Source organism: Bacillus sp. J14TS2 (genome assembly GCF_018333015.1).
Classification (GTDB): Bacteria; Bacillota; Bacilli; order Bacillales; family Bacillaceae_C; genus Lederbergia.
Genome location: NZ_BORE01000007.1, coordinates 76,169 through 95,440, shown reverse-complemented (window position 1 = coordinate 95,440; position 19,272 = coordinate 76,169). Strand labels below are relative to the sequence as shown.

Genomic DNA, 19,272 nt, shown 5'->3' with positions numbered 1-19,272 from the left:
CTTGTCACTCGCCCGCGGAAAGCGAAGTATATTTCCGAAACGGGTATATACACCATACTAGTTCGTTTTTTTCTTGGTGAAAACACTTTTGTCCCTCTTTAAATCCTTAATAAATCATCGTTGAGCTTTTTCGCCTGATTTCGAAAATAGAGATAGAAGCCTAACCAAATTCCCGCATAAATAAGCAGAAATAGCCCAGAAAACAATAGAATGCTTTTTAGTGTAAAAGGAATCCAACCAACACGAAATGATAAAATAAAATAAAGAATAGCGACTGAAACAAAATGTAAGATGGTTTGCTGTAGTAATGTTAGTCTTTTTATTTCAAAAAACAGTGGTGTAACCGAGAAAAACCATCCACAGAAAAGGCAGGCAAGGGAATTTTTTAGAAAAAGCTGGCCGTCTAACAGATGTGATCCTTTTAAATAAACAATATTGGTGATCAAAACTGCCATGAAGGCCCCAAATAAAATCCCTATTACACTTTGAAATAAAAATTTCCTCATCTATTTTTTCCTCCTATTCATTTTCAATGAATCTCTAATGTTTTTTACATAGTGTCGGGTTACGTATTCTTTGGCGCCTGATTTAAAATGGACACAGAGTGTTCCGTTAAAGGAAGGCTCAAATCGGCTCAGTTCATGCAGATTAGCAATGACTGATTTGGACAAACGGACAAATTTTGAAGATGGAAGGATTTCTTCTAATTCATATAATTTTTCTTTCAATTTAAAGGAACCTACTGATGTCACAGCAACGACCGTTTCCGCTTCTGTATGAAAATAATGAATATCATTGGGTTTTAATATATGCTGCATCTCGCCATCTTTCCCAATAATGAACTCTGTTTCTTTTCCCTTTAAGAAGTCTAGAATATCTTGGATGGAATCATCGAGTTCTTTACAATGGATCGTGACTCTCGTTTGTTCATGATCTTGATCGATGTCCAGGGATATCTTCATCTAAATCGTCCTCCACTAATTTTCTCCCCCCTATTATACGGGTTTTTTCTTTATTTGAATGAACAAATAAGAAATAATTAGAAGTAGGAGTATGTAGCCAATCGATAAAAAGGTATCTGTATGAAAATGAATTTGGTTATTCCAAATAGCAATAAATAAATGATTCATATGATACATGGGATTTAGATGAGCGATAACTTGTATAAACTTAGGCATCATCTGAATAGGTAAAGCGAAATCTCCAGTAAACATAACAACTTGAAAGAGTACAATCGAGAAAATTAACGCATTTTTCATATCATGGAACAAAGAGTAGACAGCGGATGCCACAATAAGTAGGATAGCATTGAATAAAATGAAAAAGATATATGAAACGAGTGATCCAAACAAGCTAAAAGGTAAGCCGTAGATCAAAATGCTAAGTAACTGAATCATAAAATAGCCGAAGCTAGTGATAAGCACAGACTTAAGAATATTGGAAATCAATAATATTTCTTTAGGAACAGGTGAAAGTAATACCCTCTTTTCAACGCCGCTTGAACGGTTTATCACTTGTTCAAAGCCAAAGGCAAGGAAAATAACGGAAAATGTAATTAGTAAGATAAATGATGGTGTATAAGTTTCAGCATAGCTTAGCCCATTAGTATATGAATTATCGCCAAATAATTGGCCCATAAAGACATAGGTAACAGGTGGGATAATGAGTGAAAAAGCTAAATAAAAGATTTCTCTTGAAAACATTAGTAAATCATAGCGTAATTGTGTAAGTAACATGAACGTTCCCTCCTTGAAAAATTTGCGATTATATTGCCTCATTAACATTTTGTAAATAAAAATCATTAATCGATGAGTAGCCAAGTGTTAGAATTTCTTTAGGAGTTGAATAAAACTCTGCTTTTCCATCGTTAAGCAATAAAACCTTGTCACAGTACATTTCCACTTCGTCCATATAATGAGTAGTGAGAATAACAGTTGCTGCCGATTTCCGCTTGTAATCATTAATGTAAGACCAAAGAGTGTTTCTCATATGTGGATCTAGACCTGTTGTGGGTTCATCCAGAATAATTAGTTTTGGCTGAGACAAAAAGGCGATGGCTAGACTAACCTTTTGCTTCCAACCACCAGAGAGTTTTTCAAAATAGGTTTTCCGATGGGATTCTAGCTTGAAATCTTGCAAAATCTGCTTGATGCTGATATCGGTCCGATAATATGCCTTGAACAGGCGAAGTAATTCTTCTACTTTAAGGTTTTTATAAAATTGTGTGGGTTGTAAGACAGCTGAGATATTGGCTTTTATTGCTTGTTGCTGTTGTTCCGATAGCTTTTGTACGTTTTGGTCAAATACGGTTACTTCGCCTTCATCATAACTTTTGAGTGTCATTAAAATCTCCAGAAATGTCGATTTTCCCGCTCCGTTTTTTCCAATAACTCCAATAACTTCTCCTTTACTGGCTTGGAAATCAAGCCCGCGTAGAACGGATTTTCCTTTATAGGATTTATGCAAATTGCTTACTTGGATCATACTTCATCGACCTCCATGTCGCGGCTGTTTGTTAATAACATCGTATATAAAATTTGTATTTCCGTCTGTTGAATAAAGGTAATATGACTTTTTAGGTCGGTCACATGCAAAAAATCGCCGGTGTCTTACATATGATTTGGAAGGAAAAGTCATCCTTGACTTATCTCTCCTTACTCACTATTTGATAATGGTTCTCAATTAAACTATAATAATGACGAACTGTCTAAAGCCTCGTGACAGGATATAGATGGAAAATTGAATTTTATAAGAGGCTGGGATATAAGTATTTTCACCAAGATAAAGCGAAGCATATACTTCGCTAAAGTATTGTATTGTTCGTCCTTGGAGATTAACGTGTTAATTTCGTCCCAGCCTCTTCTCATATTTTTTAAAAAAAGAGGGGAGAGGAACAAAATTGCGAAAAGAGAATGACCCGCATGAGAAAAAGAATATTGAGGTGTGGGAGGATCTAGTGAATTTGAAAGATTTGATTCTATCACTAGCGATCTGTAGTGTAACGACTTTAGGTGCTTACTTCATGGCTCCTGCGCAACCCCCAAAGCCATTGTTTTTCGGTCTTGCAGGTGCTATAGTCGGTTTTATCATCAGTAGTATCGTTGTAAAACCGAAGAGAACATTTGAAATCAACGAGGATGAGGATTAAAATATGGATGTCAATTTAATACTTCAAATGATTATGGCGGCTGTGTTAGCTGCTATTATATATACAATAATTGGGATTGCGCCCGGAACAGATGAAACGGCGACAATTGCTCCAGTTATCCTTGCACTTGTTTTAATGGGAATCCAACCGATCGTGGTTTTAACCTTTTATATGTCAGCGATTGTGGCTAATAAATTAACAGACTCCGTACCCGTTGCAGTTGCAGGTGTACCCGGTGGAGTCATGTCCGCCCCAATGGTGGAGCATGCAGTTACGTTAAAAAAGTACGGCAAGCCAGATGTCAGCATTCGTAAGATGTCTGCAGGTTCCGTAATTGGAACATTAGTGGCTGTGCCCGTCAGTCTACTTCTGGCCAATGCTTTGGTTCCAGTGTCTGATGTCATTAAAGACTATGCAGATCCACTTTTCTTTATTGGAGCCGTGATTTTGGCACTTATGAGTAAAAACAGATGGATTGCATTGGCGTCCATTATTCCATTTGCGATCCTTATTCAGTCTTTACGACATTTATACTGGGGTGTCGGGACTGTTCCCGAAGATACGAATGTGTTTATTTCCTTCTTTCTAGGCATTACTATCGGTCCTGTGATTTTAACTCTTTTTGAACTATTGAATAAAGATAAAAGAGATCGTTTAGAACGTTTTGGCCTTAAGTCTATTGTGTTTAGTAAGAAGAAAAAGAAGAAGGAGTCGTCGAGCCCTTTTAAAATTTTGACGAAACAAGAAGTTGGGACAAGCGCATTGGCGTCTCTTATTGGCTCGATCACATTTATTATGAGCCCAGTTGGAATAACTAGCCTACTTGGTGAATTATTATCCAGTCGGATCAAAGACCCAGTTAAAAAAGCGTCACGGGCTATTTCCTCCATGGATGCCCTCACAAATGCTACCTATATAGCGGGAACTTTAATCCCATTAATTGCATTGGGGATTCCATTATCTCCTGTTGCGATAGGACCAGGTAACGCTTTGTTCAATGCACCACCGGTTTTTAATCTAGATCATAATATTCACCATCTATTAAGTACATCAGATTTCATTTGGGCAACGATTATTGGCGCAGTCGTGGCTTTGGGGATGACCTATTATGTTGTTGTGAAATATTCACAGGAGATCTGTGCATTTGTTTTTAGATGGATACCGCATGAGGCGATATTAGGTTTGTTTTTTGGGCTTGTGTTATTATTGTCCTATATGGACGGTGGCTGGCTTAATATTGGTGGAGTCTTCTTAATCGGTCTTGTTTCAGGCTTCCTTCACCGTTTAGGTATTCAATATGGGGTTCAATTTATGGTTCTATATACGGCTCCGTGGTTAATATCAAAAATCGCCGGTTTCTAAGCTGTGAGTTAATGCTAAGGAGAGGGAACAGATGATGACAATACAACAGAAGACAGCGATTGGCCGTGCCCATAGTAAAATTATCTTAATCGGTGAGCATGCTGTGGTATATGGGAAACCTGCCATTGCCCTTCCTTTCCCATCGCTTGAAGTGATTTCAAGTGTGAAGGCAATCTCCGGCGAGCTTTTTCTAGCTTGTCGCTATTTTGTCGGAAAGTTAGATGAAGCACCAAAAGATTTAAAAGGAATTGCTGCATGCATTACAGAGACTTTGAAAAATTTAAAACAGCCTGCAGAGGGTCTACACATTAAGATTGACTCGTCTGTACCGATCGGACGCGGTTTAGGATCGAGTGCGTCAAGTGCTATTGCTGTTGTGAAAAGTTTGTACGATTATTTTGAAGAAAAACTTTCAAGAACAAAGCTATTGGAGCTTGTCCATATTTCTGAAACCTTTGCCCATGGTAATCCAAGTGGGATAGACATGATGGCCGCTTCAAGTGATCAGCCTTTATGGTTTGAAAAAGATAGAGAGATATCTCTTGTTGAAGTAAAATCTCCCTTGCATCTTGTTGTGGCAGATACAGGACGTATTGGCGGGACATTAGAAGCAGTGGACTCCATTCGCAAAAATAGGTTAACTTTTCCCGATAAAGTAAAACGTTCAATTGACCTTTTAGGTTACTATACAGTTCAGACAAGATCAGCTTTAGCACAGGGGAAATTACTAATGGTCGGGAAAATGATGGATGCCGCTCATCGTGAATTAAGGAAATTAGGTGTAAGTGATCCGGAATTAGATCATTTGGTGCAAGCGGCAAAAGAGCGGGGCGCCCTTGGTGCAAAATTGACTGGTGGAGGAAAGGGCGGTTGTATGATTGCTCTTGCCTCTAGTCGCGAACATGCAGAAGATTTAGTGGAAGGATTATTGCGGAACGGGGCAGCCCAAGCGTGGTCTTATATTCTTGCCCGTTAATACAGGATAAATAGGAGTTGTTAGGATGAAGGCCACAGCTAAGGCAAATACTAATATTGCTCTGATTAAATATTGGGGAAAAAGAGATGAACAGCTTTTTCTCCCAATGAACAGTAATTTATCAATCACATTAGACCGTTTTTCTACAACCACAACTGTACACATTCATCCGGATCAACAGGAAGATATCTTCCTCCTCAATGGCCAGCAAGAAGGAGAAGAAGAAACGCATAAAATTAGTCGTTTTTTAGATATTATCCGGAAACAAACAGGAGAACAATGGGGAGCGACTGTAGACTCTGTGAACCATGTTCCAACAGCAGCAGGGTTTGCTTCCTCTGCTTCTGGCTTTGCGGCTTTAGCAGCAGCGGCAACAAAGGCTGCCGGACTTCATTTAAGTGATTCGCAACTTTCTGTGTTAGCCCGCCAAGGTTCTGGATCAGCATGTCGTTCGATTTATGGTGGATTTGTGGAATGGAAAAAAGGCGAACGAAAGGATGGACTTGATTCCTATGCTGTTCCCATTTTAGAGCAAAGAGAATGGGATCTTTCGATTTTGTCAGTATTGGTTGAATCAAAGCGTAAGAAAGTTTTAAGTCGAGAAGGGATGAAGAGAACGGTTGAAACGTCTCCTTTTTATCCGGGTTGGCTTGAAGCTGTAGAAAAGGATATGCGACTAGCGAAAGAAGCGATTTTTCAGCGTGACTTTGAAAAGCTAGGAGTAGTTTTGGAAAGTAATGCATTGAAAATGCATGCAACGACATTAGGAGCAAATCCTCCATTCATGTATTGGCAAAGTGCTACCTTTGATGTAATGGAGCAGGTTCAGGAGCTAAGGATGCAAGGGATTCCAGCCTATTTTACAATTGATGCAGGTCCAAATGTTAAAGTATTATGTGAACCCCATAATGAGGGGAAAGTGAGTGAGCTATTAAAAACTCTTCCAACTGTCCAAGACGTATTTATTTGCCATCCTGGAAATGGGGTAAGCTATCTAAATGAAGAAATCTGATACAATCGAAGTAAAAGTACCAGGAAAGCTTTTTGTTGCTGGTGAATATGCCGTAACAGAACCTGGACAATCGTCTATTGTTATTGCAATCGATCGTTATATAACAGCTACCATACAGAAAAGTGATAAAAACACAATATCTCTTCCACAATGGGGAATGGAGAAAATAGCCTGGGAAGAGGAGCATAAGCTTCTATGGGAGTCGGATCCAAAGTTTGCTTATATCCGAGCAGCTATGTTGATTTGGGATCGATATCTACAGGAACAGAACGAAGCATCCCACCCCTTTACGTTAACCCTCACAAGCGAATTGGATGATCCTTCAGGAAGAAAATATGGACTCGGCTCTAGTGCAGCGGTTGTTGTGGCTGTAATTACAGCTTTATGGACATTGAATGGTTTCAAGTTAACTCCCTCCTCTAAACGGAAGATTTACAAACTAGCCGCAATCGCTCATTACCAAACTCAAGGCAATGGGTCATGTGCCGATATTGCCGCTGCCACCTTTGGCAACTGGCTGGCTTATTCAACCTTTGATTCTGATTGGTTGCTGAAACAGATGAAGGCGGGGATATCGACTACAGCCCTAATCGCAGAAGTCTGGCCAGGGCTTACCATTCAAGAAATAACTCCGCCTTTATCCTTGCAGATTTGTGTAGGATGGACAGGAAATGCAGCAGCAACAGGTCCAATGGTCCGCAAGGTTCACCAATTGAAAGATAAAGCCCCTGTGTATTACCAATCGTTCTTACAGCAAAGTCAAAAGGCCGTTCAGCGTATATTGACAGCCTTTGAAACAAATGATTGTCAAAAGGCGATTCATTCATTAAAAGAAAATCGTCAGGTTTTATTATGCCTGGACCAACAGGCAGAAGTTGGGATTGAAACAGCGGAAATAAAAACTTTGATTGAAGCAGCCGACAAGTATGGCAGTGGAAAATCTTCTGGTGCTGGCGGTGGAGACTGTGGTATTGCGTTTGTAGAAGGCGGGCAAGCTGCTGAGGAATTACGAAGGAAATGGCAGGAGAAGCATATCTATCCATTACCTTTACAGGTTTCAGTCGTTGGTGCCCATGTGAGAATTCTTTAAATATTGAACAGAAAGAAGGTGTCATCATGTCTGATTCCATTCATAAACGAAAATCTGAACATATTGAAATCACATTAAACAAAAAAGTAACAGGCAATCAGATATCAACAGGTTTAGAGGAAATCTCTTTTATCCATAATGCATTACCGGAAATAGATTTTGCAGAAATCAGTCTAAAGACGAATTTTTTAGAACATGAATTAAACACCCCCTTTTTAATTAGCTCAATGACAGGGGGAGCGGCTTTAGCGGAATCCATCAATCGACACTTAGCGGAAGCTGCTGAACAACGTGGATGGGCACTAGCGCTTGGTTCTACACGTGCTTTGATTGAAAGTAAGGAGCATCGTTCTTCCTTTCAGGTGAGAAAATATGCCCCCCATATTCCTATTATTACCAACCTTGGGGCAGTACAATTGAATTATGGATTTGGAATCGAGGAATGTAAGCAAATTATCGAGATCACGGATGCGAATATGCTTGTTCTTCACTTGAATAGTATCCAAGAGGTCATCCAGGAAGATGGAAATACAAATTTTAAAAGCTTGTTAGGAAAAATAGCAGAGCTCTGTCAGAAGCTAGATGTCCCTGTTGGCGTGAAAGAAGTAGGCTGGGGGATTGATGGAAAAGTAGCAAAGAAATTAATCGATGTCGGAATCGCCTTTATCGATGTAGCAGGAGCCGGAGGCACTTCATGGAGTCAGGTAGAGAAATTCCGGGCTAAGGACAAGGTGAAGGCGGAAGCGGCTGAGGCCTTTAGTGAATGGGGAATTCCCACAGCAGAATGTGTGCTATCCGTGCGTAAACAGGTTGAAGATCAGCCAATTGTCGCCAGTGGCGGGATGAGGACAGGCTTAGATGCAGCCAAAGCCGTTGCTATCGGAGCAGATATGATCGGCTTTGGCAGATCGATCTTAAAGGAAGCGACCCAATCAACGGAGGATGTTATGCGTGTGATGGCAACACGAGAATTGGAATTAAGGATGGCCATGTTCGGAATTGGTTGTTCATCCTTAGAAGAACTAAAGCGGACAGATAGAGTGATGTTGTGAGAAAAAAGGGACTCTTCGGAGTCCCTTTTTTCTGTGGCCTCAAGATTGAAGGTGTATTCTACAATAAATGTTTATCTCTCTTTGAGTAATCTATAATGAACAAAAGTGCCGATACTAAAAAAGGAATCACAAAATAACTAAGACGATAGAAAATTAATAACGCAAGAACATTTTCATCTTGAATCCTATAGCTTTCCATTCCCCATAGAAAAACCACATCAAAGGAACCAATCCCACCAGGAATCATACTTAAATTACCAGCACAAGCTGCGACAATAAAGATTGGAAGCAACTGAAAGAAACCAATCGGGATATGGAGGGAAAGAGTAATCAACCATATGATTACCATGATCGCAGACCATTCTAGGATGGAGGAAAGCACAAGCTGAGTTCCAGATGTTTTATTTATAAGAGAAGTTTTCCCTTTTTTTCGCTGAAAAAGATGAAAGCCAATTATAATAGGGAGATAAAGCCCCATGGCTATCACAATGAAAACAGAAAAAGGTGTTTCCGAAAATAAAGGAAAATGGCGGTATCCGACCAAGACAACCCAAGCTAAAACAGACATCCCTGTCAAAGAAAATAAAGTGACAGAGGTCACGCTTTTTAAAAAGTCCAACTTATCCTTTTTGTAAGCAGAGTAATAAAAACTTCTCAGCATTAATCCTGCTATTCCGCCAAATCCAATAAAATTAGAAATGGAATTCACGATAAAGGATTGTCTTATTGTAATCATAAATGAACGTTTTATTTTGAGTGCATTCAGAAGAACTATATCGTATAGAAACATGGGAGAAATGGCCATCATCGCAGCAATAATTAGAAAAAGAATTAAAGAATCATTCATATTCCTAATTTGCTTCCCTAGTAAGTGAAAGTCTGTGTTTCTTATAATTTCACTTAGTTCGGTTCCAGCTAATATCAATAATGCCAATGGAAATAAGATTTTTAAGAATTGTAGTAGCCTATTTGGTATCACTTTCAAACAATACACCCCATGTCGTTCAGCTCTAGTTGCAAGATATACATTATTATAACATGCTTTTATCCTCGCCAAAGCTCATATTGTAGAATGGTTCAATTTTCAAAGTAAACATTGGAAGTGAATAGTATCCGATTAGGATTGGGAAAGGGGCAGAGTATTTGAAAAAACTCATTGTTAGCTTTATTTTCCTCGTTATTGTATTTCTGACGGTTACAAGGCCTTAAACTGGGCGATTATATTCGTTGTTTGGAATGGAAATGTTTATGAAGTGACAGAGGAAACTGTGGCTGGAAATCAAATAAGGAAGGTTATTGGAGAAGTCAAAACAAAAGTAAATGAAAATACGGGAAAATTCCATGGCAATGCGTCGAATTATTATCCGATCGGCACAAAGTATTATGATATTGAAGGTGCAGCACCAAGTGAAGAAATCGCAGTTGAAGCAGGGAAGGGGCAGTGGGTAAGGGCTATTTTTGCATATAAGCGCCTTTCCATGTAGGAGATTTTTTTATAAGATATTTGCCTTTTTTTCTATCAGGGGTGGTTCTACTATTAGGCTTCATTCTCTATAAAAAGAAAAAGCCTCCTGTTTAAAGTGGCTGGGACAAAAGTGTTTTCATCAAAGAAAAAAATGAATTACTAGGGTGCATAAAATTCGCTCCGGAAATATACTTTGCTTTCAGCGGGTGAGTGGCAAGCGGGGTCTTGCCGAACTCTCACTTCCTGCATGAGTCTACGCATATTTCCTTCGCTAAGGTAATACATTGTTCGTCTTTGGAGCTTAACATTTTAGTTATGTCCCAGTCTCTTCCTTATAAAATCTTTCTCCTGTTTCGGGATGAAAGTATACGACCATTCTTTTCTTAGTCGTAGGATCGATAAAAACTTCTTTCGTCCGAATATAGCCTTCAGGTATAGGTTGTTCTGGGTGTTTTTTATAACGACGATCCCAAATAAACCATGAACCAATAGCTAAAATGATAAGAGCAAGAATGCTTAATCCATAAAGGCTAAACACCACCGCCATCAGCTTCATCCTTCTTCCGCAATAACGGCTGTCCCATATGCGACAATTTCACTCATGTTCTGTCCAATTTCCCCTGAATCAAAGCGCACCATAATAATTGCATTGGCACCCATCGCCTTTGCATTTTCAACCATCCGATCTAGCGCTTGTTTTCGGGCATCCTCTAGCATTTCTGTGTATTCGCTAATTTCTCCGCCAACTAAGCCTTTCAAGGAAGCGAAAATATCCTTTCCAACCCCGCGTGCTCGAACGGTTAGACCAAATACGGGCCCTTTTACTTCGGTTACTTTATGATTAGCAATTTGTTCTGTCGTGACAACGATCATATTCCCCACTCCTTCTATTTGTATCAAAATGTTTTTGTCATAAAATCTGAAGCTATCGTTGTTTTTATTTACGGACAGGAACAAGAAATGGTTTCAAAATTAGTACAAAATTTAGTCAGATACTACTTTATTTGATATAATGAATGATAGTCAGTCATATGAAGAATGCTAATAAAATCCATATAAGGGATGTGGCGATATGAATAAACGAGAGCGAATTGTTCAAGCGGCAGTTGAGGTTTTTCAAGAGAAGGGGGTGGAAAAGACGAAGATTTCGGATATTGTTAGGTTAGCGGGAATCGCACAAGGAACCTATTATTTATATTTTCCTTCTAAAATGGCGGTTATGCCCGCGATTGCAGAAGTAATGGTAGTAAAGAGTATCGAGGAAATTCGCGCAAAAGTGAAAAGAGAAGATGATTTTTCTACACAGCTTACGCAGGTGATTGATGCCCTTTTTTCTGTAGCAGAGGATTATCATGAGGTATTGGCGATGGTCTATGCGGGCATGGCAACAACTGAGCATATGAAGGAATGGGAAACGGTCTATGAGCCGCTTTATCGATGGATGAGTGACTTTTTGAAGGAAGCCCAAACTGCTGGAGTAATTCGTAATTCCGTGAATACAGAGCGTGTCTCTAAGCTTGTGATTGGCTTGATTGAATCGGCGGCAGAGCAAATCTTTCTCTATGATTCCGATCAAGAGCAAGAGGCAGATATTCAAAAGCAAGAAGTTCATTCCTTTTTAATTCATGCTTTAAGGGTTTGAAACGATAAAAAGGACAATGAATCATGAATGAAAATGACTGATAGTCATTCATATATACGGGAGGTAATGTTTTGAAAAAGGCATGGCTTTATGTTGGGCTGACTAGTTTTTTTGAATTAGTCTGGATTTATGGGTTTAATACAGCGAATCAATGGTGGCATTGGATCTTTATTGTCTTTTTTATTTTTGTGGATTTCCACTTTTTAACGAAGGCCTGTGAACTGCTTCCAACTGGTTCAGTTTATGCAACCTTTGCAGGTGTAGGAACGGTGGGGACAGCTTTAATGGATATATTCTTCTTTGAACAAACGTTTAATGCGGGAAAGGTTTTTTTCATTATTATTTTGGTTGCAGGAGTTATTGGATTAAATCTAGCAGATCTGAAAGAAAAGGAAGGAACGGTTTAAAATGGGATGGATATATGTCGTTTTGGCTGCCATTAGTGAGATTTCCGGAACAATGGGGTTGAAAATGTATAGTCAGAAGAAGACCTGGAAGAGTGGATCACTTTATCTAGGAGGCTTTGGTGCTTCTTTTGTTTTTTTATATGCAGCTTTTCATTATATACAAGTGAGTATCGCCTATGCTGTTTGGATTGGTATTGGTACAGCAGGCGCAGTCCTTGTTAACATGGTCTTTTTTGGTGAGCCAAAAAGTCGAGCGAGATTGATAAGCGTTGGTTTAATAATTATCGGAGTGACAGGATTAAAGGTGGTATCTTGATCATTATTGGGCTGTCCAAACGTAATGTGGACAGCCCTTTCTGTGCTTGGCCCCATTATTTTTTTAACTGTTGTTGCGCCATTTTGATCATTTCCTTTACCATGTTGCCGCCGATTGTTCCACCAATTTTTCCGGCTTGCTCGGATGTAAGTTGTCCGTTATACCCTTCTTTTAAGGGAATGTTCTGCTCTTTTGCAACTTCATACTTAATATTGTCGGGATGTTTTTGGTCGACTTGATATCCCTTTTCTTTCATCACATTGGCTTTAAGTTGATTTAATGGTTCTCGTGCTGCAGGAACCAAAATCTTGTTTTTGCCCATCTTCATCAATCCTCCTTTCATTTAGACTGTGTATTCTCTCACTTTATAAACTGGCAGTTATTCTCTCGAATAAAACAAGTTCACAGGTACAAGATAAGGGAAATAAAAATAGAAAGCTGGGTGGGAATATTGGATATGAATCAACTTTATCATCCGGGTGAAATTGTATATGTTATTCTTCGTAATCCACATGCACAAAATGTAGCGAATGTTCAGCAAGCTGCGGTTGTAAAAAATCCAGAAAATCCTTCTCAATTGGCGTTATTTTTACATGAGAACTATTACCCTTTAACAGAAGAATTTGCAGTTTATCCAACAGAAGGAGAGGCAGAAGCGGCTTATCAAGAAGCTTTTGGGGTTTCAGATATAGAGGGGTTTTATGGTTAAGCCGTTTGTTCCACAACTCGTCTATGTTGAACCAAAGGCATTGGAATATCCGCTTGGAAAGGAATTAATTACTAAGTTTCAAGATATGGGCATTGAGATTCGCCATACGACCTCCCATAATCAAATTCGAAATCTACCGGGAGAAAATCATTTTCAAAAATATCGAATGGCGAAATCAACTTTAGTTGTTGGTATAAGGAAAACATTAAAGTTCGATACTTCAAAGCCTTCAGCTGAATATGCGATTCCATTAGCGACTGGCTGTATGGGCCATTGCCATTACTGTTATTTACAGACGACAATGGGCAGCAAACCATATATTCGAACCTATGTAAATGTGGAGGAGATATTTGAGGCAGCGGAAGAGTACATGCAAGAAAGGGCACCAGAAATAACACGTTTTGAAGCCTCCTGTACATCCGATATTGTAGGAGTCGATCACCTAACTCATTCTTTAAAAAGAGCGATTGAGTTTTTTGGGAAGTCCGAATATGGACAACTTCGATTTGTTACAAAATTTGCTCATGTTGATCATCTTTTGGATGCCGATCATCAAGGAAAGACAAGATTTCGGTTTAGTATTAATGATGATTATATTATTAAATATTTTGAACCAGGTACATCTAGACTTCATGAGAGATTAGAAGCAGCTGCTAAAGTGTCTGCGGCAGACTACCCCCTAGGATTTATTATTGCCCCCATTTATTTACATGAAGGCTGGAAAGAGGGGTACTTGGAAATGTTCGAAAAGCTAGATGCCACGTTGCCCGCTAGCGCTCGAAAGGATCTTACATTTGAAATGATCCAACATCGCTTTACCAAGCCGGCTAAACGAGTAATTCAAGAAAACTATCCAATGACGAAACTTGAGCTTGATGAAGAGAAAAGGAAATGGAAGTGGGGCCGATATGGGATTGGGAAGTATGTATATACTGATTCCGAACAAGAGGATATTAAAGATACCTTAGGCCAGTATATTAAGCATTTCTTTCCCGAAGCCAGATTAGAGTATTTTACTTAATATTGCGTATAAGACTGGGAGAAGGTGTAAAAATAAACCGAACGATCCCACATTAAGGAGAGTAAGAAATGAAAAGGTTTATGCTGATTTTAGTCATTTGCTTTGGGATGTTTCCGCTCGTAGTTAGTGAGAATCCTGTACAGGCTGAGAATAAAACTGTAAAAAATGTCATTTTCATGATCCCTGATGGTTTCTCAACCGCTTATGCGACGGGGTATCGGTGGTATAAAGGGGAGAAATCGATTATGGATGATATGTTGATCGGCATGCATCGGACCTATTCCGCAAACTCGGTTGTAACGGACTCTGCTGCTGGTGGAACGGCGATGGCCACAGGTGTGAAAACAAATAATGGGATGATTGCAATGTCACCATCAGGTGACCGATTACCTACTATTTTACAAGCCGCACAGGCAAGTGGGAGGAAAACAGGCTTGCTAACAACTACAACGATCACATATGCAACACCTGCTGCCTTCGCCTCTCATGTGCAAGACAGAAAAATGGAAGCAGACATTGCGCCACAACTGATAGACAATAAAGTAGATGTTCTGTTGGGTGGCGGAAGGGAGTATTTTCCAGAAAAGCTTCTGAAGCAGGCCGAAACAGAGGGATATCAGATTGTCACAGATCGCAAGGGGCTCTCAGTAAATTCGTCTTCGGATAAACTATTAGGCTTATTTTCTGATGGAGCGATGGCCCCTGAACTGGATCGTCATAGGACAAAGGAGCCCAGTCTTGCACAAATGACAAAGGCGGCCATTCGACTTTTACAAAAAGAAAAGAACGGTTTCTTTTTAATGGTGGAAGGCGGACAAATTGATTGGGCTGGCCACGCGAATGATGCTGCATGGGCAATGAATGATATAGAAGCCTTTGAACAAGCAGTGAAACAAGCGAAGGAATTTGCTAAAAAGGATCAGCAGACATTAGTCGTTATCGCCGGAGACCATAACACAGGCGGCATATCAATTGGGGGCTATAATCAATACGCCGCAAATATTGACCTCCTTCATAAGATGAAAGCTACTGGGCAATATATGGCCACCCAATTAGATCAAGACCGAAATAATAGCAAAAAGGTTCTAAAGAAATATGCAAATATTGTTCTGACTCCTGACGAAGAGCGGAAAATTCAGGTTGCGAAGGATCCCCAACGTGCCATTAATCAGGTCCTCTCAAAACGGGCATTAATTGGTTGGACAACGTATGAGCATACCGGGGTGGATGTTCCTGTATATGCATATGGACCAGGGGCTGAGAGCTTTAGAGGCTTGCAAGAAAATACAGATTTGCCGAAGAAGATGGCAAAGCTAATGAACATTACACTCTCCAAATGAAATCAATTTCATAAAGTTAGCGTAAAAAGGCTGCCCCCTGGAGGCAGCCTTTTTACGAGCGGATAGAAAAATTTACGAGCGGATAGAAAAATTTACGAGCGGATAGAAAAATTTACGAGCGGATAGAAAAATTTACGAGCGGATAGAAAAATTTACGAGCGGATAGAAAAATTTACGTGGCTTAGCAGGCATGTGCACTTATCTTATGCTTAAACAGTCTCTTTATGTTAGTATGTAAAATACCAATTACATTGTATGTTAATTTTTTACTCTTAAGGAGGTCATGAGGATATGTTCTGGAAACCATGGGAAAGCTGGCAGCCAAGCTATATTGAAAATATAATCGGCATCCTTATTGCCATTGGGGTGTTTTTATTATTCCTCTTTTTAAGAAAGGTTCTTACGAAATTAGTATTTACGATTATATTAAAATTGACGCAAAAAGTACCCGGGAGCTTATTTACCAATATAACAAGGGCTTTTGAAAAGCCGCTACGATGGTTATTTATTGTTATCGGTCTGTATATCGCAGTTTCCTATTTTCCATATTTGGACAAAACGAATCCTTTATTTCTTCATCTCATTCGATCTTCTATTATTTTGATCATAGGCTGGGGATTATTTAATCTAGCAGATGCTTCTTCTAGCTTGTTTACCAAAATCAATGAAAAGTTTCAATTTAATATTGATGAGATTTTAATTCCGATTTTGTCCAAAACTCTTCGCTTTATTATTGTGGCGATCACCATTTCCGTGATTGCGGAAGAATTTGATTATAAAATTAGTACCTTTGTGGCTGGATTAGGTATTGGTGGACTTGCTTTTGCCTTTGCAGCTAAGGATGCGTTAGCGAATTTATTTGGCGGAGTGGTGATTATTACCGAAAAGCCTTTTACAATTGGCGATTGGATCTTAACACCGACAGTGGAGGGCACAGTGGAAGATATTACTTTCCGTAGTACGAAAATCCGTACCTTTGCCGATGCACTCGTAACAGTTCCCAATTCAACATTATCAAACGAAGCCATTACCAATTGGAATAAAATGAATAAAAGAAGAGTAAATTTTAATGTGAGATTGCCTTATGACACATCATATGAAAAAGTCCGTGATACAAAGAGCAAAATAGAAACGATGATCAAAGACCATCCAGGTGTTCATCCAGAAACCATTTTGGTCAAATTTGATGAATTTAAGGAAAATGGCTATGATATAATGCTTTACTTTTTTACAAAAACGACCGCTTGGGAAGAGCATTTGGATGTGAAGGAAGATATTAATTTACAAATTCTCAGTCTCTTAGACGAGGAAAACCTTTCGATTGCGATCCCAGCTAGACAGGTGTTCGATGCTTCTACTCAGGAAGGCCCTTCAAATGTTGGGTCTGTATCGAATGATTCATAGCCATATAAGATAAAGGGAGTGTCAGGCAAGCTTTCGCCTAGGACGCTCCCTTTTCTTGAAGAATTTCAACCATTAAACAATGAAATAGGCTAATATGGAGAGACAGATGGATGTAATGGTCATTGCGATTAATGGCTTCAAAGCTCGGGAACGTAGATCTTTAAGGCTAACATTCAAACCCAGTCCAACCATCGCAGCTGTTAATAGCCAGGTTGTGACCGTAGCTACCCCTTGGAACACGGAATCAGATACAGGAATAGAATGTCCAAAAACATAGCTTCCCAATATGCTCAAAAGAATAAATCCAATTAGGAACCAGGGGAAATCAACCTTTGTGTTTTGCCCAGAGTCTTTGTTCTTCCGTTTCATAATAAAAATAAAGATGAAACAAAGCGGAACAAGCAAGAAGACACGACCTAATTTTGCTAATAAGGCAATCGCCAGGGCGTCTTCTCCAGCAGGATCAGCTGCGATCGCAACATGGGCAAGCTCATGGAGACTGATACCAGACCAAATGCCGTAATCCAATGCTTCTAAAGGAAGGAATGGCCGCAAAATCGTATATGTAATCGCGAATACGGTTCCCATTAAGGCGATAATCCCAACACCGATTGCAGTATCTTCATCCTTGGATTTCACGATCGGTGCGATCGCAGCAATTGCAGCAGCTCCACATACTCCAGTCCCAACTCCAAGCAATATGGAGATCATTTTATCCGCTTTCAATACCTTTGCGAGCCAAACGGTCAAAAGGATAGCAAAGGTAATAACGAGAGCATCACGTGCAAGTAATCCCAATCCATCGTGAAAAACGACATCAATATTTAATTTAAGACCGTATAAAATAATAGCAACACGCAATAGTTTTTTCGATGAAAAGGTAATACCATTTCGAATCACCTCTGGATAACCGAAAATTTGCCGATAGATCACGGCAATGATAATGGCACAGGCTAATTGCCCGACCCGGTCAAATCCTGGTACCATGGCAAGCAAATATCCAAGAAGGGCGATAAAAAAGGTGAACGCTACTCCGGCTATCCACTTACCAGCTTGATTTTCTTGTATAGTTTGTGTTTGTGATAATGACCCCATGAAAGCACCTCCTGATATTAAGGATAATGAGCACTCCTATATAAGTAAAATAATTAGTTGTGATAATGATGATAAGTAAAATGATATAATAGGGGTGTTCGAAAAGGCAGGTAAAATGACACTGCGCTAATAAAGTGATTTTCGACTAAGTGCCGACATGTCCTATGTCGAACGTTGAAGTCCGCCTCGGGCTTTCACTGTACAAGATGTACTGGTGTTGGGTATTTGCGATTGACGTCAGCGCTTTTACCCTCCTTTTTGAACACGCATTGATAGGATAAGGGGGCCGAAACAATGGATCAGCATTTGCAAGTATTTGTCACGGTTGCTGAAAAGCAGAATTTTTCCCGTGCGGCGGAAGAATTGCATATGACACAGCCGGCTGTTAGTCAGTACATCCGTGCTTTAGAAGACAGTATGGGGATTCGATTATTAGAGCGAACGAATAAATATGTTCAATTGAATAAAGCTGGAGATATTGTGTATCATCATGCCAAGGAAATTCTTGGTCTATATACGAAAATGCAAAATCTAGTCGATGATTTGACGCATAGGGCGAAAGGCGATCTAAAAATTGGCGCTAGTTATACATTTGGCGAGTATGTCTTGCCACATATTCTAACCGATTTGCAGCAACAATATCCGGAAATTGAACCTTCTGTGACAATTGCCAATACAGCGACCGTTGCAGAGCTTATTGCAAGCCATCAATTAGATATTGGTATTATAGAAGGAGGATTAAAGGGCAAGGAATTGATAGAAGAGAATTTTGCGGAGGATTCCATGGTGATTGTAGTTTCAACTCATCATCCATTGGCATCTAAAAAGCTTGTGACCATAAGTGACTTGGAGAATGAGCGGTGGATTGTCCGTGAAAAAGGATCGGGCACACGAGAAGCTACTGAGGCTATGTTTCACCAGCTTTTGTTTTCTCCAAAGAAGAAAATAGTTTTTAGTAGTACGCAACCCATTAAAGAAGCGGTAGAAGCTGGCTTAGGTATTAGTTTATTGTCAAAATGGGCTGTGCAGAAGGAAATTCGAAACAAAGACCTGCAAGTTTTACCAATCAAGGGCCTGCCATTCTTGCGGCAGTTTTCGATTATTACTAAATCGCGATTTCAGACAAAGGCATTGGAGGTATTTATCGAGCTGCTTCGTACGAGCGAATCACTTACTTTAAGGAAAGGGTGAGGAAAATCTTCCATTTGTAAGGAGGAAGACGACTGCCTCGGT

The 19,272-nt window shown here is 39.6% G+C and carries 24 protein-coding genes; 15 read left to right on the top strand and 9 right to left on the bottom strand.

Translation table 11 applies throughout. The annotated features are described in order from the left end of the window. Positions 1–98: 98 nt before the first annotated feature. The 4 genes from KI375_RS12180 to KI375_RS12165 are packed head-to-tail and all read right to left on the bottom strand — an operon-like array spanning position 99 to position 2,484. Positions 99–506 (bottom strand): DUF3021 domain-containing protein, encoded by a 408-nt coding sequence (locus KI375_RS12180; RefSeq protein WP_212973776.1) that lies wholly within the window; start codon positions 504–506, stop codon positions 99–101. Then, the gene (locus KI375_RS12175; protein ID WP_212973775.1) at positions 507–962 is read right to left on the bottom strand and encodes a LytTR family DNA-binding domain-containing protein; all 456 of its coding nucleotides are present in this window, start codon (positions 960–962) and stop codon (positions 507–509) included. A gap of 33 nt (positions 963–995) precedes the next feature. Continuing rightward, on the bottom strand, positions 996–1,736 hold the full coding sequence (locus KI375_RS12170; protein ID WP_212973774.1) for an ABC transporter permease: 741 nt from the start codon (positions 1,734–1,736) through the stop codon (positions 996–998). A 28-nt stretch (positions 1,737–1,764) separates the two neighbouring features. Continuing rightward, complete coding sequence (locus KI375_RS12165; protein ID WP_212973773.1) at positions 1,765–2,484, bottom strand: ABC transporter ATP-binding protein; 720 nt, start codon at positions 2,482–2,484, stop codon at positions 1,765–1,767. A gap of 415 nt (positions 2,485–2,899) precedes the next feature. Between KI375_RS12165 and KI375_RS12160 the strand changes: the two genes are divergently transcribed. Genes KI375_RS12160 through fni form a run of 6 tightly spaced genes read left to right on the top strand, consistent with a single transcriptional unit; the run spans position 2,900 to position 8,640 of the window. Beyond that, positions 2,900–3,148: a hypothetical protein gene (locus tag KI375_RS12160; protein ID WP_212973772.1), complete on the top strand. Its 249-nt coding sequence runs from the start codon at positions 2,900–2,902 to the stop codon at positions 3,146–3,148. Between the two features lie 3 nt (positions 3,149–3,151). Continuing rightward, the gene (locus tag KI375_RS12155; protein ID WP_212973771.1) at positions 3,152–4,510 is read left to right on the top strand and encodes a tripartite tricarboxylate transporter permease; all 1,359 of its coding nucleotides are present in this window, start codon (positions 3,152–3,154) and stop codon (positions 4,508–4,510) included. A 31-nt stretch (positions 4,511–4,541) separates the two neighbouring features. Then, the gene (gene mvk / locus KI375_RS12150; protein WP_212973770.1) at positions 4,542–5,486 is read left to right on the top strand and encodes a mevalonate kinase; all 945 of its coding nucleotides are present in this window, start codon (positions 4,542–4,544) and stop codon (positions 5,484–5,486) included. A gap of 25 nt (positions 5,487–5,511) precedes the next feature. After that, positions 5,512–6,498, top strand: a complete 987-nt coding sequence (gene mvaD, locus KI375_RS12145) for a diphosphomevalonate decarboxylase (protein WP_212973769.1) — start codon at positions 5,512–5,514, stop codon at positions 6,496–6,498. Beyond that, a complete protein-coding gene (locus KI375_RS12140) occupies positions 6,485–7,588 on the top strand; it encodes a phosphomevalonate kinase (RefSeq protein ID WP_212973768.1) in 1,104 nt (367 codons plus the stop codon). The genes mvaD and KI375_RS12140 overlap by 14 nt, the downstream gene beginning before the upstream one ends. 26 nt (positions 7,589–7,614) lie before the next feature. Next, positions 7,615–8,640: a type 2 isopentenyl-diphosphate Delta-isomerase gene (fni, locus tag KI375_RS12135; RefSeq protein WP_212973963.1), complete on the top strand. Its 1,026-nt coding sequence runs from the start codon at positions 7,615–7,617 to the stop codon at positions 8,638–8,640. Positions 8,641–8,698: 58 nt separating this feature from the next. On the opposite strand, the gene KI375_RS12130 is transcribed toward fni, so the two are convergent. Then, a complete protein-coding gene (locus KI375_RS12130; RefSeq protein WP_244852611.1) occupies positions 8,699–9,619 on the bottom strand; it encodes a lysylphosphatidylglycerol synthase domain-containing protein in 921 nt (306 codons plus the stop codon). Between the two features lie 274 nt (positions 9,620–9,893). Between KI375_RS12130 and KI375_RS12125 the strand changes: the two genes are divergently transcribed. After that, positions 9,894–10,124 (top strand): hypothetical protein, encoded by a 231-nt coding sequence (locus tag KI375_RS12125; protein ID WP_212973766.1) that lies wholly within the window; start codon positions 9,894–9,896, stop codon positions 10,122–10,124. Positions 10,125–10,418: 294 nt separating this feature from the next. Here KI375_RS12125 and KI375_RS12120 read toward each other — a convergent pair whose 3' ends face one another. Together KI375_RS12120 and KI375_RS12115 are read right to left on the bottom strand one after the other, a co-directional pair. Then, positions 10,419–10,652, bottom strand: coding sequence for a hypothetical protein (locus tag KI375_RS12120; RefSeq protein WP_212973765.1), 234 nt, complete (start codon positions 10,650–10,652; stop codon positions 10,419–10,421). Between the two features lie 5 nt (positions 10,653–10,657). Further along, positions 10,658–10,978 carry a YbjQ family protein gene (locus KI375_RS12115; RefSeq protein ID WP_212973764.1) on the bottom strand — a complete coding sequence of 107 codons (321 nt, stop codon included), beginning with the start codon at positions 10,976–10,978 and terminating at the stop codon, positions 10,658–10,660. A 199-nt stretch (positions 10,979–11,177) separates the two neighbouring features. Here KI375_RS12115 and KI375_RS12110 point away from each other — a divergent pair, with 199 nt between their 5' ends. The 3 genes from KI375_RS12110 to KI375_RS12100 all read left to right on the top strand — a co-directional run bounded on the left by KI375_RS12110 (position 11,178) and on the right by KI375_RS12100 (position 12,470). Next, the gene (locus tag KI375_RS12110; RefSeq protein WP_212973763.1) at positions 11,178–11,747 is read left to right on the top strand and encodes a TetR/AcrR family transcriptional regulator; all 570 of its coding nucleotides are present in this window, start codon (positions 11,178–11,180) and stop codon (positions 11,745–11,747) included. A 71-nt stretch (positions 11,748–11,818) separates the two neighbouring features. Then, a complete protein-coding gene (locus tag KI375_RS12105) occupies positions 11,819–12,154 on the top strand; it encodes a DMT family transporter (protein WP_212973762.1) in 336 nt (111 codons plus the stop codon). 1 nt (position 12,155) lies between these two features. Next, positions 12,156–12,470 (top strand): DMT family transporter, encoded by a 315-nt coding sequence (locus tag KI375_RS12100; protein ID WP_212973761.1) that lies wholly within the window; start codon positions 12,156–12,158, stop codon positions 12,468–12,470. Between the two features lie 55 nt (positions 12,471–12,525). Here KI375_RS12100 and KI375_RS12095 read toward each other — a convergent pair whose 3' ends face one another. After that, positions 12,526–12,798 carry an alpha/beta-type small acid-soluble spore protein gene (locus tag KI375_RS12095; protein ID WP_212973760.1) on the bottom strand — a complete coding sequence of 91 codons (273 nt, stop codon included), beginning with the start codon at positions 12,796–12,798 and terminating at the stop codon, positions 12,526–12,528. A 129-nt stretch (positions 12,799–12,927) separates the two neighbouring features. Between KI375_RS12095 and KI375_RS12090 the strand changes: the two genes are divergently transcribed. The 4 genes from KI375_RS12090 to KI375_RS12075 all read left to right on the top strand — a co-directional run bounded on the left by KI375_RS12090 (position 12,928) and on the right by KI375_RS12075 (position 16,944). Beyond that, complete coding sequence (locus KI375_RS12090; protein ID WP_207451196.1) at positions 12,928–13,179, top strand: transcriptional regulator SplA domain-containing protein; 252 nt, start codon at positions 12,928–12,930, stop codon at positions 13,177–13,179. Further along, positions 13,172–14,200 carry a spore photoproduct lyase gene (splB, locus tag KI375_RS12085; RefSeq protein WP_212973759.1) on the top strand — a complete coding sequence of 343 codons (1,029 nt, stop codon included), beginning with the start codon at positions 13,172–13,174 and terminating at the stop codon, positions 14,198–14,200. The genes KI375_RS12090 and splB overlap by 8 nt, the downstream gene beginning before the upstream one ends. A gap of 68 nt (positions 14,201–14,268) precedes the next feature. Continuing rightward, on the top strand, positions 14,269–15,540 hold the full coding sequence (locus KI375_RS12080; RefSeq protein WP_212973758.1) for an alkaline phosphatase: 1,272 nt from the start codon (positions 14,269–14,271) through the stop codon (positions 15,538–15,540). A gap of 291 nt (positions 15,541–15,831) precedes the next feature. After that, on the top strand, positions 15,832–16,944 hold the full coding sequence (locus KI375_RS12075) for a mechanosensitive ion channel family protein (RefSeq protein ID WP_212973757.1): 1,113 nt from the start codon (positions 15,832–15,834) through the stop codon (positions 16,942–16,944). Positions 16,945–17,016: 72 nt separating this feature from the next. On the opposite strand, the gene KI375_RS12070 is transcribed toward KI375_RS12075, so the two are convergent. Continuing rightward, positions 17,017–18,039 (bottom strand): YeiH family protein, encoded by a 1,023-nt coding sequence (locus KI375_RS12070; RefSeq protein WP_212973756.1) that lies wholly within the window; start codon positions 18,037–18,039, stop codon positions 17,017–17,019. Between the two features lie 294 nt (positions 18,040–18,333). Between KI375_RS12070 and KI375_RS12065 the strand changes: the two genes are divergently transcribed. After that, complete coding sequence (locus tag KI375_RS12065) at positions 18,334–19,230, top strand: LysR family transcriptional regulator (RefSeq protein WP_212973755.1); 897 nt, start codon at positions 18,334–18,336, stop codon at positions 19,228–19,230. The last annotated feature ends 42 nt before the right edge of the window (positions 19,231–19,272 follow it).